At 65.2% G+C, this 14,358-nt stretch carries 16 protein-coding genes; 8 read left to right on the forward strand and 8 right to left on the reverse strand.

Annotated features, from left to right (window positions below):
* Window position 1: 1 nt before the first annotated feature.
* The 3 genes from OG921_RS13260 to OG921_RS13270 are packed head-to-tail and all read right to left on the reverse strand — an operon-like array spanning window position 2 to window position 1,718.
* A complete protein-coding gene (locus tag OG921_RS13260; protein WP_266112931.1) occupies window positions 2-220 on the reverse strand; it encodes a DUF3618 domain-containing protein in 219 nt (72 codons plus the stop codon).
* Window positions 217-645 carry a phage holin family protein gene (locus OG921_RS13265; RefSeq protein ID WP_266112932.1) on the reverse strand — a complete coding sequence of 143 codons (429 nt, stop codon included), beginning with the start codon at window positions 643-645 and terminating at the stop codon, window positions 217-219. Before OG921_RS13265 ends, OG921_RS13260 begins: the two co-directional genes overlap by 4 nt.
* Window positions 642-1,718, reverse strand: coding sequence for a YihY/virulence factor BrkB family protein (locus OG921_RS13270; RefSeq protein WP_266112933.1), 1,077 nt, complete (start codon window positions 1,716-1,718; stop codon window positions 642-644). The genes OG921_RS13265 and OG921_RS13270 overlap by 4 nt, the downstream gene beginning before the upstream one ends.
* Before the next feature lie 160 nt (window positions 1,719-1,878).
* On the opposite strand from OG921_RS13270, the gene OG921_RS13275 reads away from it, so the two are divergent.
* On the forward strand, window positions 1,879-2,097 hold the full coding sequence (locus tag OG921_RS13275; RefSeq protein ID WP_266112934.1) for a hypothetical protein: 219 nt from the start codon (window positions 1,879-1,881) through the stop codon (window positions 2,095-2,097).
* Here OG921_RS13275 and OG921_RS13280 read toward each other — a convergent pair.
* A complete protein-coding gene (locus OG921_RS13280) occupies window positions 2,094-3,275 on the reverse strand; it encodes a zinc-dependent alcohol dehydrogenase (RefSeq protein ID WP_266112935.1) in 1,182 nt (393 codons plus the stop codon). The genes OG921_RS13275 and OG921_RS13280 overlap by 4 nt on opposite strands.
* 159 nt (window positions 3,276-3,434) lie before the next feature.
* Between OG921_RS13280 and OG921_RS13285 the strand changes: the two genes are divergently transcribed.
* On the forward strand, window positions 3,435-5,225 hold the full coding sequence (locus OG921_RS13285; RefSeq protein WP_266112936.1) for a thiamine pyrophosphate-requiring protein: 1,791 nt from the start codon (window positions 3,435-3,437) through the stop codon (window positions 5,223-5,225).
* Between the two features lie 141 nt (window positions 5,226-5,366).
* On the opposite strand, the gene OG921_RS13290 is transcribed toward OG921_RS13285, so the two are convergent.
* The gene (locus OG921_RS13290) at window positions 5,367-6,287 is read right to left on the reverse strand and encodes an SDR family NAD(P)-dependent oxidoreductase (protein ID WP_266112937.1); all 921 of its coding nucleotides are present in this window, start codon (window positions 6,285-6,287) and stop codon (window positions 5,367-5,369) included.
* A 137-nt stretch (window positions 6,288-6,424) separates the two neighbouring features.
* On the opposite strand from OG921_RS13290, the gene OG921_RS13295 reads away from it, so the two are divergent.
* Genes OG921_RS13295 through OG921_RS13320 form a run of 6 tightly spaced genes read left to right on the forward strand, consistent with a single transcriptional unit; the run spans window position 6,425 to window position 11,390 of the window.
* On the forward strand, window positions 6,425-7,612 hold the full coding sequence (locus tag OG921_RS13295) for a 4-hydroxybenzoate 3-monooxygenase (protein ID WP_266112938.1): 1,188 nt from the start codon (window positions 6,425-6,427) through the stop codon (window positions 7,610-7,612).
* A complete protein-coding gene (pcaH, locus tag OG921_RS13300) occupies window positions 7,597-8,436 on the forward strand; it encodes a protocatechuate 3,4-dioxygenase subunit beta (RefSeq protein ID WP_266112939.1) in 840 nt (279 codons plus the stop codon). The genes OG921_RS13295 and pcaH overlap by 16 nt, the downstream gene beginning before the upstream one ends.
* Entirely contained in the window at window positions 8,433-8,987 is a 555-nt protein-coding gene (gene pcaG / locus OG921_RS13305) for a protocatechuate 3,4-dioxygenase subunit alpha (protein WP_266112940.1), read from the forward strand. The genes pcaH and pcaG overlap by 4 nt, the downstream gene beginning before the upstream one ends.
* The gene (locus OG921_RS13310; protein WP_266112941.1) at window positions 8,984-10,213 is read left to right on the forward strand and encodes a lyase family protein; all 1,230 of its coding nucleotides are present in this window, start codon (window positions 8,984-8,986) and stop codon (window positions 10,211-10,213) included. The genes pcaG and OG921_RS13310 overlap by 4 nt, the downstream gene beginning before the upstream one ends.
* Window positions 10,210-10,587, forward strand: a complete 378-nt coding sequence (pcaC, locus tag OG921_RS13315) for a 4-carboxymuconolactone decarboxylase (RefSeq protein ID WP_266112942.1) — start codon at window positions 10,210-10,212, stop codon at window positions 10,585-10,587. Before OG921_RS13310 ends, pcaC begins: the two co-directional genes overlap by 4 nt.
* Window positions 10,588-10,643: 56 nt before the next feature.
* On the forward strand, window positions 10,644-11,390 hold the full coding sequence (locus OG921_RS13320) for an IclR family transcriptional regulator (protein WP_266112943.1): 747 nt from the start codon (window positions 10,644-10,646) through the stop codon (window positions 11,388-11,390).
* A gap of 21 nt (window positions 11,391-11,411) precedes the next feature.
* On the opposite strand, the gene OG921_RS13325 is transcribed toward OG921_RS13320, so the two are convergent.
* Genes OG921_RS13325 through OG921_RS13335 form a run of 3 tightly spaced genes read right to left on the reverse strand, consistent with a single transcriptional unit; the run spans window position 11,412 to window position 14,358 of the window.
* A complete protein-coding gene (locus OG921_RS13325; protein WP_266112944.1) occupies window positions 11,412-12,464 on the reverse strand; it encodes an NADH:ubiquinone reductase (Na(+)-transporting) subunit F in 1,053 nt (350 codons plus the stop codon).
* A gap of 9 nt (window positions 12,465-12,473) precedes the next feature.
* On the reverse strand, window positions 12,474-12,794 hold the full coding sequence (locus tag OG921_RS13330; RefSeq protein WP_266112945.1) for a phenol hydroxylase subunit P4: 321 nt from the start codon (window positions 12,792-12,794) through the stop codon (window positions 12,474-12,476).
* 1 nt (window position 12,795) lies between these two features.
* On the reverse strand, window positions 12,796-14,358 hold the full coding sequence (locus OG921_RS13335; RefSeq protein ID WP_266112946.1) for a YHS domain-containing protein: 1,563 nt from the start codon (window positions 14,356-14,358) through the stop codon (window positions 12,796-12,798).

A 14,358-nucleotide genomic window follows, 5' to 3' on the forward strand; every position in this document is an offset into this window, starting at 1 on the left:
TCTACCGGTTCCGGCGGCGGAGGATGACGATCACCACGACCGCTGCCACGACGCCACCCACCGCAGCTGCGACCAACGGCGCATTGTCCTGCAGCTTGCGCCGCTGAACCTCGGTTGCGGATCGCAGTCGCGTCGGTACGTCGGCCTTGGCCGCGAGCGCTTCAACGGTGGCGGCGATCTCGGCGCGCTGCTCTTCGATATCCGGTGTGTGATCAGTCATTTCATGCTCTCTTTCACGACGGCGACGTCATCGCGCACGCTCTCGGCGGTGTCCTGCGGTACCGGGGGAACCGCCTGCTTCGCACGCTTCGCACCGACGGCTGCGAGCACACCACCGACGGCCAGCACCACCACGGCGACGATGAGTGCAGCGAGCCACGGCTCGAGGGCGGTGGCGAGACCGAGGATCGCCGTGGCGATCAGCGCGCCGAACCCGTACAACAGCAGCAGTACGCCCGCACCGGAGATGCCGACACCGATGCCGAGTCGGGTGCCCTTGGACTTGACTTCCGCCAGCCCGTGCGCGATTTCGGTGCGGACCAGCGTCGACACCTGGGCGCCGAGGCGATCGATCAGCTGAACCGTGCTGAGGTCGGCGGGCACGTCGTGACCGGTCGACCGGGGGTCGGGAACGGGTTGATTCATTGGGTGATCCTTCGGTCGTCGTCATCCGGAATCGAGTCCGGATCGTCCTTCTCGCCGCGCGATGCCCGCAGGGCACGGCCACGGTCGATATCCTGCTGTTGCTTCTCGGCCTTCTTCTCCGCACCGCGGCTGTCCCGCAACGGAAGCTGCAGCTCCTCCTCGGCGGGCAGGCCGGCCTGCAACTCGCGACCGCGTTCGAGTTCGGAATCGAGCTCGGCGCCGAAGAGCAGGGCGAGGTTGGTGATCCACAGCCACAGCAGGAAGACGATCACCCCCGCCAGGGAGCCGTAGGTCTTGTTGTAGCTGCCGAACATCGACACGTACAGGCCGAACAGCACCGATGCCACGATCCAGGTGAGGATCGCGAGCACCGCGCCCGCACTGATCCATCGGAACTTCGGCTGCGCCACGTTCGGCGTGACGTAGTACAGGATTGCGACGGCCATGATGACCAGTACGAGCAGCAACGGCCATTTGGCGATGTTCCACACGGTAACGGCGGTGTCGCCGAGTCCGATCGCCTCGCCGACCGAGCGCGCGACCGGACCGCTGAGCGCCAGTATCGCCGCCGCGACCGCCGCGAACACCAGCCCCACCAGAGTCACCAGCAGCATCGTGGGCCGCAGTTTCCAGAACGGCCGTCCCTCATCGATCTCGTACATCCGATTCATCGCACGACCGAAGGCGCCGACGTATCCCGATGCCGACCAGATGGCACCGAGCAGCCCGATGATCAGCGCCAAGCCGGCAGCCGGTGCGTCGACCAACTGCGTGATCGGCTCGCGCAATGTGTCCACGGCGGACGACGGGCCGAGGTCCTCGACGATCGCGAGGACGGCGTCGATGGTCTGTTGGCCCTGACCGAAGACGCCGAGCAGGGAAACCACGGCCAGCAGCGCGGGAAACAGCGACAGCACCGCGTAGTAGGTGAGCGCGGCGGCGATGTCGGTGCACTCGTCGTCGGTGAACTCGCGCGCCGTCTTACGGAGTACGAAGGCCCACGAGGTCTTGGTCAGGTCGGTCGGTGACTCCGGCTTGTCGGGATGATCGGGATCAACCGAATCCCTGTCCACGCGGGAGGCCGCGTAGGTTTCGCGTCGATTCGATTGGGTTTCGGGCACATCTTCGAATACCCAGGCCGCGCCGGGTCAATCGGCGGCGAGCCATTGCCGGGGCTGACCATCGCGAGGTTTAGCGGCCCGCCGGCGGGGTAATCCTTCTAGCCGCCGCCGAGTGAGCGGTGGGACAACCGTGGAGGCGATCATGTCCAATACGCCGGGAGAGCATCTGCAACCCGAGCCGCAAGCCGAGCGCGGCGAACCCGGATCGCGGGACACCGGGTCCGATGAACCGGGCGGCGGTCCGGTCGACCGTCCTGCCGGGTCGTTCGACGACGAGGAGGTTCAGTCGACCGACAACCAATCCGACACCGACCCGGCTCGCGAAAACTAGGGCTGCAGAATCACTTTTACGGCGCCATCGGCCTTGCGTTGGAAGATGTCATAGGCGTGCGGTGCCTGCTCGAGCGGCAGCGTGTGGGTGGCGAAGCTGTCCACGCCGAGCGGGTCGTCGTCTCCGAGCAACGGCATGATGTCGTCGATCCACTTTTTGACGTTCGCCTGACCCATCCGGAGCTGGATCTGCTTGTCGAACAGGGTCAGCATCGGCAACGGATCGGCGGCGCCGCCGTACACGCCGATCAGCGAGATCGTGCCGCCTCGCCGGACGATGTCGACAGCGGAGTAGAAGGCCGCAAGCCGATCGACCCCGGCCTTCTGCATGAGCGGCTTGCCGAGGAAGTCCGGCAGATAGCCTGAAATAGTCTGCGCCAGTTGCGCAGTAGGTGAGCCGTGCGCTTCCATGCCGACCGCGTCGATCACCGTGTCGGTGCCGCGACCGTCGGTCTCGGCGCGGATCGCGTCGCCGAGATTTCCGGAATGGTCATCGAGGTTCAACGTCTCGATGCCACGGTCCGCGGCGCGGGCGAGCCGTTCGGGAACTCGGTCCACTGCCATCACCCGGTAGCCGAGGTGGTGGGCGATGCGTGCCGCCATGTCCCCGATCGGTCCGAGCCCCAGCACAGTGACCGAACCACCGTCGGGGATATCGGCGTAGACCACGGATTGCCAGGCCGTGGGGAGCACGTCGGACAAGTAGACGAATCGTGAGTCGGGCGGCCCATCCGGCACCTTGATGTGGGTGAAGTTCGCGTGCGGCACCCGCAGGTATTCCGCCTGGCCGCCCGGCACCTGGCCGTAGAGTTCCGAGTAACCGAACAACGCCGCGCCCATGCCCTTGTCCCGGACCTGCGTGGTCTCGCATTGGGTGTACAGCTGCCGGTCGCACATGTAACAGCTACCGCAGGAAATCTGGAATGGAATGACCACGCGGTCACCAGGTTTCAGGTTGGTCACCTGATCGCCGACCTCGGTCACGATGCCCATCGGTTCGTGCCCGAGCACGTCGCCCTCGTTCATGAAGGCGCCGAGTACCTCGTACAGGTGTAAATCGGAACCGCAGATGTTGGTCGAGGTGATTTCGATGATCGCGTCGGTTGGTTCCTCGATCTTCGGGTCCGGGACGGTGTCGACTCGCACGTCGCGTTTGCCGTGCCAGGTGACTGCTCGCATCAGCCCCTCCTTCCATCGATTCGACCGGGGTCCCAAGCGCATACCCCCGCCGATTCCTTCGAAACGCCCCCGATCACCCGGACGTTTCCGGCATCGCCGTGTCGCCCACGCAAAGCTGGGTACCACCTCGCTCATAGGCCCACTACCCGGGAGGATCCCATGAGTGACACCGTCGGTGACGTGCTACTCGCGCGGTTGCGCGAGTGGGGGGTCGAGCAGGTATTCGGATACCCCGGTGACGGCATCAACGGCCTGCTCGCCGCGTGGGCGAAGGCGGAGAACAAGCCGCAGTTCGTTCAGTCCAGGCACGAGGAAATGTCGGCCTTCGAGGCGGTCGGATTCGCGAAATTCTCCGACCGGGTCGGCGTTTGCGTGGCGACCAGCGGCCCGGGCGGAATACATCTGCTCAACGGGCTCTACGATGCCAAACTCGATCACGTGCCGGTGGTCGCGCTGGTCGGTCAGACCGAGCGTTCGGCCATGGGCGGTTCGTATCAGCAGGAAATCGACATGCTGTCGCTTTTCAAGGACGTATGCAGCGACTACGTGCAGATGTGCACCGTTCCTGAGCAGATACCCAACCTGCTGGATCGGGCGATCCGCATCGCGCTCACCGAGCGGGCGCCGACCGCACTGATCTTTCCTTCCGACGTCTTCGAACTCGACTACTCACCGCCGCGACACGCGTTCAAACACGTGCCGTCGAGCCTAGGTTTGGCGCCCGCGACGCCGAATCCGGACCCGGCGGCCCTCCGCGCGGCGGCGGATCTGCTGAATGCGGGAGAGAACGTCGCGTTGCTGGTCGGACAGGGGGCGCGCGGGTGTGTCGAGGAGCTGACCCAGGTGGCGGATCTGCTCGGCGCCGGCTGCGCCAAGGCGCTCCTGGGTCGGGACGTGCTTTCGGACGAGTTGCCGTGGGTGACCGGTTCCATCGGTCTGCTCGGCACCACAGCGAGCTACCGGCTGATGCGCGACTGCGACACGTTGCTGACCGTGGGTTCCAACTTCCCGTATACACAGTTCTTACCGGAGCTCGATCAGGCCCGGGCCGTGCAGATCGACCGGTCCGGCAAGTGGATCGGTATGCGCTATCCGTACGAGATCAATCTCGTCGGGGACGCGAAAACGACGCTGCAGCAGCTGATTCCGTTGCTGGACCGCAAGGCCGATCGATCCTGGCGCGAGTCGATCGAAAAGCACGTCGCCCGTTGGCATTCGACCGCTCAGCGACAGGCCATGACCAGCGCCGATCCGATCAACCCGATGCGCATATTCCACGAGTTCTCCGAGCGCGCGCCGGCGAATGCCATCGTCACCGCAGATTCCGGCAGCGCCGCGAACTGGTATGCACGGCACATAAAGTTCCGTGCCGAGATGCGGGGTTCGCTGTCGGGGACGCTGGCGACCATGGGTCCCGCAGTGCCCTACGCGATCGGCGCAAAATGGGCATATCCGGACCGGCCCGCGATTGCCTTCGAGGGCGACGGTGCGATGCAGATGAACGGGCTGGCCGAGATGCTCACGGTTACCCACTACTGGCGGCAGTGGTCGGATCCGCGCCTGATCGTGGCTGTCCTGCACAACAACGACCTCAATCAGGTCACGTGGGAACAGCGCGCGATGGAGGGGTTGCCGAAGTTCGCTGTGTCCCAGACGCTTCCCGAGCTGGACTATGCAGCGTTTGCCCGCGGCATCGGTTTGCAGGGCATCAATGTCGATCATCCGGACGACATCGGGAACGCCTGGGACAAGGCCTTGGCGGCAGACCGGCCGACACTGCTCGACGTGCGCTGCGACCCCAACGTCCCGCCGATTCCGCCACACGCCACGCTGGAGCAGGCCAAGTCGCTCAGCGCCGCGCTGGTCAAGGGCGACGAGGATGCCTGGGACGTCGTCAAGCAAGGCGCCAAGCAGAAGCTGCAGCAATATCTTCCAGGGCAGAAGGAGTGAATCACAGGACCGGGTTGCGGGTCAGCGGACCTGCTCATCGAGCCAATCGAACATACGCTGTTCGGTCAGTTTCGCGAGCAAGCGGCCGGCAGTGATAGCCGGCGCCGTCGGCTGCGGCGACGAACGTCGGGGCCGTGAGCACTATCGGGCGTGTTGATGCGCGAGCTGTTCGAGGGTGTCCCACAGTTGTCGTTCCCTTACCGGTTCATAGGACTCATCGGAGGAGCGCTCTGCTCGGCCCCGGTTGATGTAGGCACCCGTCGTCGCGGGGGTGTCACCCAGTGCGGCCTGTGCCAAGTACTGTCCTGCAACGCTTTTGCTGGTCGCCAATGGCGTGAACGCAACGAGCGGCAACACCCGTCTCATCGCGAAGTTGGCCATCCGCCCCGCGTCACGGGCGAGATCGGTGCCGGGAACGAAACCAGGGTTGAAACCGGTGATCGTGATGTCTTCCGGTAGGCGGCGGGCGAACTCATGGATCGAGTAGATTGCGGCGAGCTTGCTGGTCGAGTACGCGGCCCGGCCGGCGGCGACCGTGTCGGGATGGGGGAACGCACCAATCCGTGCGATTGTGCCGGGGTCCTGCCAGCGCGGGGCGGGGACCATTCCCAAATTGTGGCTGAAGTCGCCGAAATGGGTGTCGCTGACGGTGATCACGATCCGTGCCGGAGTCCGGAACGCGCTCTCCAGGTTGCGAATGAGCACGTGGTTGGCGAGCACATTGATCGCGAACGTCGCCTCGAGGCCATCGGAGGTTGCGGTGGTGTTGTTGGTGAACTGCAATCCCGCGTTGCCCACCAGCGTGCGGAGCGGTGGCAATCGGCCCGATGCGAACTGCTCGAGCAGCCGTGCTGTTGCGTTCCGGACGCTGCGCATGGACAACAGATCCGTGTTGATCGCTGTCACTTGTCGTCCAGTGCTCGCGAGCCGGCGGGCAAGTGTGCTTCCGCCGGGCTCGCGGGCGAGCAGCACGAGATGGGCCTCGGGATCATCGGAGATGATTCGGTCGACCGCTACCCGGCCGATCCCACGAGTAGCCCCGGTCATCACGATGGTGTGCACGGCTTCCCCTCTTCGGTCCGTTCATCGTCGAGCGTACGGTGGACAAGCAACTTTCACTGGGTGAAAGCCAAACCTCGATCCTGTGAGCCAGACCTCCTAGGTTGGCGCTAGCGCGTCACGTCACAGGAGCGGAGTAGTTGATGAGTGTGCACAGCAGCACCCGTACACAGGTGGCGATCGTCGGAGGTGGGCCCGCGGGTTTGATGCTGTCGCATCTGCTGCACATCGCGGGGATCGAGAGTGTCGTCGTCGACAACCGGACGGTCGAACAGATCGAGACCACGCACCGGGCGGGCATTCTCGAGCGTGACAGCGTCCGACTACTCGTGGACTCGGGGGCATCGGATCGCGTGTTGACCGACGGCCACGAGCACGGGGGAATCTCTTTGCGTTTCGGTGGGGTCAGTCATCGGATCGACTTTCAGAAGCTGACGGGAGCGTCGGTGTGGCTCTATCCGCAGACCGAGGTGTTCGTCGACCTGCACCGCGCGCGTACCCGCGATGGTGGTGACCTCCGGTACGGGATCCTCGACACCGAGGTGACCGGCGTCCTGGACTCCCCGGTCGTCACCTACACCGACGCAGCAGGTGCCCGGCACGAGATCGCGGCCGATCTCGTGGTCGGCGCCGACGGGTCGCGCAGCGTGTGCCGCGATTTGGTCGAGAATGCGCGGCAGTACTACCGGGAGTATCCGTTCGCCTGGTTCGGCGTGATGGTGCAGGCCCCACCGAGTGCTCCAGAACTTATCTACACCCGCGCGGCGCAGGGTTTCGCGCTGATCAGTCAGCGCACGGACACGCTGCAGCGCATGTATTTCCAGTGCGATCCGAACGAGGATCCCGCGCAGTGGTCCGACGATCGCATCTGGGATCAACTGCATTCCCGCTTGGCCGGGAGCGACGGGTTCCGACTGCAGGACGGTCCGGTACTCGAGCGCACCGTGTTGCCATTCCGCAGCTTTGTCCAATCGCCGATGCGCCACGGGCGACTGCTGCTGGCCGGGGATGCGGCACACACGGTGCCACCAACGGGGGCGAAGGGACTCAACCTTGCCCTCGCGGACGTCCGAGTGCTCGCGGAAGTCATCGAGCGTGCGATCGACAAAGGCGATGGCGACGCGCTGGACAGCTACACCGAGCGCGCGCTGTCTCGGGTGTGGAAGGCGCAGCACTTCTCGTACTGGATGACGACCATGCTGCATCGCGTCTCGGGGGCAACCGATTTCGATGAACAGCGACAGCTTGGGGAACTGCAAACCCTGATCTCGTCGAACGCCGGCTCCACCTATCTCGCGGAAGGTTACACAGGATGGCCACACCACTGATGGCGAACAACGAGGCCGAGTCGACCGTCGTCGGCACGGGTAGTGCCGTCTCCTCGGATGCGGCGCAGGGATCGCAACAGCGGATCAGCGAGGAGATCGCCCACATCGGCTCGGACTACGCCGCGGCACAGGCGGCGGGTGCGATCCCGGAGACCGCGCCACGCCTGGATTTCGCACCCTACCGGTCGAGTCTGCTTCGCCACCCGACCAAGAACTTTCAGCACGCCGACCCGGAGGGAGTCGAACTGTGGTCACCGGCGTTCGGTCATCGTGACGTCGACCCGCTCGAGGCCGATCTGACCATCCAGCACGCCGGTGATCCCATCGGTGAACGACTCGTGGTCACCGGTCGGATTCTCGACGGCGCGGGCCGTCCGGTCCGCAATCAACTGGTCGAGGTGTGGCAGGCCAACGCGTCCGGCCGCTACATCCACAAGCGCGATCAGCATCCTGCACCGATCGATCCGAACTTCACCGGCGTCGGCCGTTGCCTCACCGATGGGGACGGGTGGTACAAGTTCACCACCATCAAGCCCGGCCCCTACCCGTGGAAGAACCACCACAACGCCTGGCGACCGGCGCACATCCATTTTTCGGTATTCGGTACGGCCTTCACGCAGCGGCTCGTCACCCAGATGTACTTTCCCGGCGATCCGCTGTTCCCGTTGGACCCGATCTACCAGGCAATCGTCGACAAGCAGGCGCGCGACCGGCTCGTTGCCAACTACGACCACGATCTGACCCAGCACGAATGGTGCACGGGCTACCGTTGGGACATTGTGCTCACCGGCGCCGGCCAGACCCCGATGGAGGAGCAGCGATGAATCTCGCACCCACCCCGGGCCAGACCGTCGGCCCGTTCTTTCACTACGCGCTCCCGTTCGACGGCGGGGCCGAGTTGGTCCCGCCGGGACATCCGGATCGGATTCGGCTGCACGGCACCGTATTCGACGGAGCCGGACAACCGATACCCGACGCGCTGATCGAGATTTGGCAGGCGGATACGAACGGCAACATCAGCCGTGCACCGGGGTCGCTGCGGCGAGATGGCTTCACCTTCACCGGCTGGGGCCGGGTGCAGACCGACCGCACCGGGCATTACACCTTCGCCACGGTCGTGCCCGGCCCGGTCACACCCGGCTCGGCACCGTTCTTCTCGGTCTGCGTTTTCGCCAGAGGGCTACTCGACCGGCTCTTCACCCGCGCCTATCTCCCGAGTGACGCTGCCGCGCTGGCCGGCGACAAGCTGTTGGCTTCCGTTCCCGGCGAACGCCGATCGACGCTTGTCGCCACAGCGGAGGACGACGGCTACCGATTCGACATCCGTCTGCAGGGCGATGACGAAACCGTCTTCCTCGACCACCGCGAACGGTGACGGACCTGCTGTGGCCGGGTGACCATCGCGCCGGTCGAATCTTCTCCGACGGCGCTTTCCTCGATGCCATGATCGCCGTCGAGGCCGCATGGTCCTCGGGGTTGATCGAGGTCGGCGTCGCACCGGCGAGCGCTCGGGTGAGTGCCGAACACCTGCGGGGGCTGGCCGGGAAAGTACCGGTCGAACAGCTCTCGGTCGCCGCCGAGTCGGGCGGCAACCCGGTGATCCCGCTTGTGCGGACGCTACGCGACGGCCTGGGCGACAGTGCCGCGGCGAACTGGCTGCACCGCGGCCTCACCAGCCAAGATGTCATCGACACCGCGCTGATGCTGTGCGCTGCCGAGGCATTCGCGCAGATCCAGGCCGACCTCGCCGAACAGATCTCCGTACTTGCGCACCTCACGGTGCAGCATCGGGCAACGCCCATGGTGGCGCGCACCCTCACCCAGTACGCGGTCCCGATGACCTTCGGGCTCAAGGTCACCGGGTGGCTGCGAGGCATCCTCGACGCTCACGAGCAGCTCGAGCGACTCGAGTTTCCGGCACAGATCGGAGGTGCCGCAGGCACATTGGCGGCCGTGGCCGAACTCGCCGGGTCACTCGACGACCCGGCCACGATTGCCGTCCAGGCTGGGTGTGCGACAGCACGTGAGCTGGGCCTGTCGTCGGCGAATCCGTGGCACACGGTTCGGACCTCGATCACCCGATGCGGTGATGCCGCGCTGGGTTGCACCGACGCCTGGGGTCATCTCGCAAACGACGTATTGACGCTGTCTCGGCCGGAGATCGGTGAGCTTTCCGAGGGCGCCGGCGGCGGCTCCTCGACCATGCCGCACAAGGCGAATCCGGTCCTTTCCGTGTTGATCCGGCGCGCCGCTCTGGCGGCACCGTCGCTCGGGGCGTCGTTGCACGTTTCCGCAGCGGATGCGCTGGAGGAGCGCTCCTCGGGCGCATGGCATGTCGAATGGGAGACGTTGCGCACGCTGGTGCGGCGCACCGTCGTTGCGGGCAGTCAGGCCAGCGCACTCGTCACCGGACTCCAGGTCCACGGCGACCGGATGCGCGCCAACATCGACGCTGCCGGCGACGCGGTGCGTTCCGAGCAACGAACGATGGCCGCCATTGCCGGCAATGCACCCGCCGCGGAATACCTCGGTGCCACAGACGAATTCATTGAGGCCGAGCTCTCCCGCGCTGCGGCCGTGAGCAGAGGAGCGGATCGATGACCCGATACGACGAGGGCATGGCGGTGCGCCGTGAAGTGCTCGGCGACAAGCATGTCGACGCTGCCACCGCGGCGATCACCGATCTCACCCGCGACTTCCAGCAGCTCATCACCGAATTCGCGTGGGGGAGCGTCTGGACGCGGCCGGGACTCGACCGTCGCAGCCGTTCGATGATCACCCTCACCGCACTCATCGCCCGCGGTCACCACGAGGAGTTGGCAATGCATGTCCGTGCCGCGTTGCGGAACGGGTTGACCCGCGACGAGATCAAGGAGGTACTGCTGCAGTCGGCGATCTACTGCGGCGTCCCCGACGCGAATACCGCATTCCGGATCGCCTCCGGAGTCTTGGCCGAAACCGACTCCACCGACTGACTCTCCCCGTACGCTCGATTTCACTGAGTGGAATCGAGTTACCGAGGGTGAGGTGAATGGCGGGGAACGCCGGTCGGGCCGGCCAGTCGGTCGCTTCCCGAACACTCGCGGTGCTCGGCGCTTTCGACGCTGCCCACCGGGCACTGACGCTCACCGAGATCGCGCAGCGCGCCGACCTTCCGGTGCCGACCGCGCATCGGTTGGTCCGGGAACTCGTCGCCTGGGGTGCCCTGGTCCGTCGACCCGACAACGCTTTCGTCATCGGCAGACGGCTATGGGACCTCGGCCTACTCGCGCCGATCCAGTCCGGCCTGCGCGAAGTGGCCGCGCCGTTCATGCAGGATCTGTACGCCGCCACCCTCGCGACGGTTCACCTGGCGGTCCGCGAAGGAACGCAGGTTCTCTACCTCGATCGACTGTCCGGCCGCACGTCGGTTCCGGTGGTCAGCAGGGTCGGAAGCCGGCTTCCGCTGCACTCGACCGGAGTGGGCAAGGTGTTGCTCGCGCATGCCCCCGACGACATCCGCCACGCGGTTCTGTCGGATCTACATCCGGTTACCCGGCACACCATCGTGGCTCCTGGTGTCCTGGACCGGCAGCTTCGCCAGATCCGGCAGCAGGGCTATGCGACGACCGTCGAAGAAATGACCCTGGGCGCATGCTCGGTCGCCGTACCGGTCCGCGTGGACGACTACGTGGTCGCCGCGCTGGGCATCGTCGTCCCCGCGCTGGGACGAAACAAGGCTTCACTGGTCGCCGCGGCACAGGTGGCCGCGGCGAGTATCGGTCGTACGGCGAGATAACCGAAGGTCCACCGCGGCGGGCTATCGCTTGATCAGCGGGCTGCGCACGACGTTGTTACCGTTCGCACGGTCGGCCGAGTCGAAAAAATCCTCCCGATAGATGTTGCGAGGGAACAGCCTTGCATTCATCAACGCCTTCATGGTGTCAGCGACCATGCTTGGGCTGCCACAGATGTAGGCGACGTTTCCGGCGGCCTTCGGATAGTCCTGCGCGAGCAATGTCGGCACCCGGCCGGTGCGACCCTGCCACTCTTCGCGGGAGACTGCCGGGCGGTAGCTGAACCAGTCGTGCTCGGCGTCGAGTTCCGCGAACCACTCGCGGTCGTAGAGTTCCTCGACGGTCGCGACGCCGTGATAGAGCACCACCTCGTGCTCGGCGCCGGTCTCGGCGATGTGGCGGATCATCGACTTCATCGGGGCCAGGCCCGTGCCGCCGGCGAGCAGCAGCATCGGCTCCTCGCGCAGCGGGCGGAACGAGAACCGGCCGTAGGGCCCGGAGAACGCGACCCGGTCGCCCCCGGCGAGGTTCTTGAATACCCAGCCCGCGGTGCACAACCCGCCTTCGGACAACTTGATGTGCAACTCGATTCGGCTCGAATCCTGCGGAGTGCTGGCAATCGAATACGGCCGCTCGTCGCCGGACGGAGTGCGCAGCAGCACGTACTGGCCCGGGTTGAACGCCACCGGTTCGTCGACCGCGATGATCACCCGGCGCACGGTCGGCGTGACGTCGGAGACGGATTCGATCATGCCGCTGTAATCGCGCACCGGGTGCACGTCGACGCCCTCCTCTGCGTCGACATCGCCCTCGATGGTGACGTCGCTGCGCGGCTTGGCCACGCAAATCAGCGCCGCGCCCTCCGCGCGTTCGCTCTCCAGCAGGGCGTAGGGCGACGCGTCGCCGAAATCGACTTCGCCGTCGAGTATCTCGGCCTTGCAGGTACCGCAGGTGCCGTGTGTGCAGGCGTGTGGCAGCCAGATACCCTCGCGCAGACACGCATCGAGCACGGCTTGGTCGTCGCGGCACTGGATGTCCACGCCGATCGGCTCGATCGAGACCGTGTAACTCGTCATAGCCGGCTCCTAGGTCGTGAACGAGATCAGGGCCTTGTGCCCGATACCCAGCTCGGTCAGCGTGGCGTTCGGGTCGGCGTTCAACGGTTCGTCGAACAGTTGCCAGTCGCGTACCTGCGTTGCGTCGTAGTCCGGGTCGGAGCCGGCCCAGGCGTCGACCATGGCGGCGCGGAAATCGCCGAACGTCATCGCCTTCGGGGCCCGGAAGCAGCCGGCCGCCGAGAACAGCAGGTTGCCCCGCCAGTGCACGTAGACCAGTTCGTCGTCACCGAAGAGCTCGGCACGGTCCGCCGAGGGAAAGTTGTAGTCGTAGAGCGCCTTGACGGCCATCTCAGGCCTCCTTGCCATCGTCGTGCTTGGTCTTGTCGTCGCTGTGCCATTGCTGCCATGCCAGATCGTCGAGTGAGCCGTGGTATTCGCCGTTGTCGCCGGGCTGGATGCCGTACCAGTCCAGTACTTCGGGCACGCTGGGCCCGCCGCAGTTGCCCTGGTAGATCTGATGCACCGGAAGCCACGCCTGCACGTACTTCTCCGGCTCGCGGTCGAAGATCCACTGGCAGCCGTCGCTGCAGGTGTGGAAGGTCTCGCCACGATACTCGCTGTGCCGGAACGAGATCCGTTCCGGATCATCAGGCTCGGTGAACGCCATCGGAATCTGGCACACCTGGCACAGCTGCGGCAGACCCTGTACGAAGACCCGGCCGCCCTCGGCCTCGATCTTCTGGTGCTTTTCCCAGGTGGCCCGGTAGTGCTCGTCGAAGGTGTCGGGGTACTGCTCCGAGAGCCAGGCCATCTTCTCGTCGGTCGGCGTGTGCGTGGTGAACGCAGCGGCAAAGGAGAAGTTGTGCAGGATCTTGTAGGCCTGGTGTGACAGGTGATCCTTCTCTGCGATCGCGAGGTCGACGTGCCGCGGCGGCTTGATGCCGTAGAACTCGAGATCGGGGAACAATCCGCCCATCATCTGTTCCTCGAAGTAGAGCTCGAAGGCTTCCTTCCAGCTCATCACCTCCCGCGGCAGCATGTAGTCCATCATCGCGGCGACCAGGGCCGCGACCCGGTACGCCCGCCAGAACCACTTGTCGATCCAGCCCTGGATGATCGGCACGTTGGCCTCGTCCTGCTCGAGCAGGAACTTGATCGCCTCGAGGCCGAGGGTCATGTGCCGGCTCTCGTCGGACTGTGCGGAAAAGCCGAACGACATAGTCGGCATGTCGCCGTTGAAGCTCGCCCCGCTCATGAAGGGCACGAAAAGCAGGTTGGTGAGCAGATATTCGAAGCTGAACGAGATCGCGATGAGGAACTCGAACGGCCCCGCGGTCATGGCGTCGTCGAAGAACGACTTCGGCACCGACAGGTACCAGACCCGGTCCTTCTGTTTGGTCCAGCTGTGGAAGCCGCCGTAGTACTTGTTGTAGTTGCTGATCGTGTGGATCTGGGTCTGGCAGTGCCGCAGCTCGTCGACGCTCTGGCAGAGTGCGGCGAAGCGTGGTGCCGGGCCTTCCAGATACCTTGCCAGATAAGCGAAGTGGCGGTGAGCCGCGTACTCGAGCGGGGTGACGCCCTGGATGAACAGCTTGAGCGAGTTCAGGTAGCTCGCCTCGGACAACGTGAGGTGTCCCTGGCTCTGCGCGAAACCGTCCAGCACCGCATACAGGCGCTTGTCCTTCTCGGCCTGGTACTTGTAGTAAGCGTCGACGGTCAGCCGGAACGGATCTTCCCAGCCGTTCCAGTCGTGCACCTTGATGCCCTCGTAGCTGGTGTAGGGGAACAGTTCCTGCTTGTCGACGTAGCTGGGATCCCAGTCGAGGTCGCGGGTCAGCAGCGAGTAGCGCTGCTTGAGTGGCAGTTTCTTTTTGCGCGGGGTGGTCTTGGGTGCCGGTGTGTCGATGGTCAT

Origin of the sequence: Aldersonia sp. NBC_00410 (assembly GCF_026342035.1) — a bacterium.
Lineage (GTDB): Bacteria > Actinomycetota > Actinomycetes > Mycobacteriales > Mycobacteriaceae > Aldersonia.

Bases quoted from the DNA above. Each gene is read 5' to 3' on its own strand.
- pcaC (WP_266112942.1), top strand. From the start codon at position 10,210: ATGACCCGATACGACGAGGGCATGGCGGTGCGCCGTGAAGTGCTCGGC.
- OG921_RS13330 (WP_266112945.1), bottom strand. From the start codon at position 12,794: ATGGCCGTCAAGGCGCTCTACGACTACAACTTTCCCTCGGCGGACCGT.
- OG921_RS13325 (WP_266112944.1), bottom strand. From the start codon at position 12,464: ATGACGAGTTACACGGTCTCGATCGAGCCGATCGGCGTGGACATCCAG.
- OG921_RS13280 (WP_266112935.1), bottom strand. From the start codon at position 3,275: ATGCGAGCAGTCACCTGGCACGGCAAACGCGACGTGCGAGTCGACACC.
- OG921_RS13320 (WP_266112943.1), top strand. From the start codon at position 10,644: ATGGCGGGGAACGCCGGTCGGGCCGGCCAGTCGGTCGCTTCCCGAACA.
- OG921_RS13285 (WP_266112936.1), top strand. From the start codon at position 3,435: ATGAGTGACACCGTCGGTGACGTGCTACTCGCGCGGTTGCGCGAGTGG.
- pcaH (WP_266112939.1), top strand. From the start codon at position 7,597: ATGGCCACACCACTGATGGCGAACAACGAGGCCGAGTCGACCGTCGTC.
- OG921_RS13260 (WP_266112931.1), bottom strand. From the start codon at position 220: ATGACTGATCACACACCGGATATCGAAGAGCAGCGCGCCGAGATCGCC.
- OG921_RS13335 (WP_266112946.1), bottom strand. From the start codon at position 14,358: ATGACCATCGACACACCGGCACCCAAGACCACCCCGCGCAAAAAGAAA.
- pcaG (WP_266112940.1), top strand. From the start codon at position 8,433: ATGAATCTCGCACCCACCCCGGGCCAGACCGTCGGCCCGTTCTTTCAC.
- OG921_RS13265 (WP_266112932.1), bottom strand. From the start codon at position 645: ATGAATCAACCCGTTCCCGACCCCCGGTCGACCGGTCACGACGTGCCC.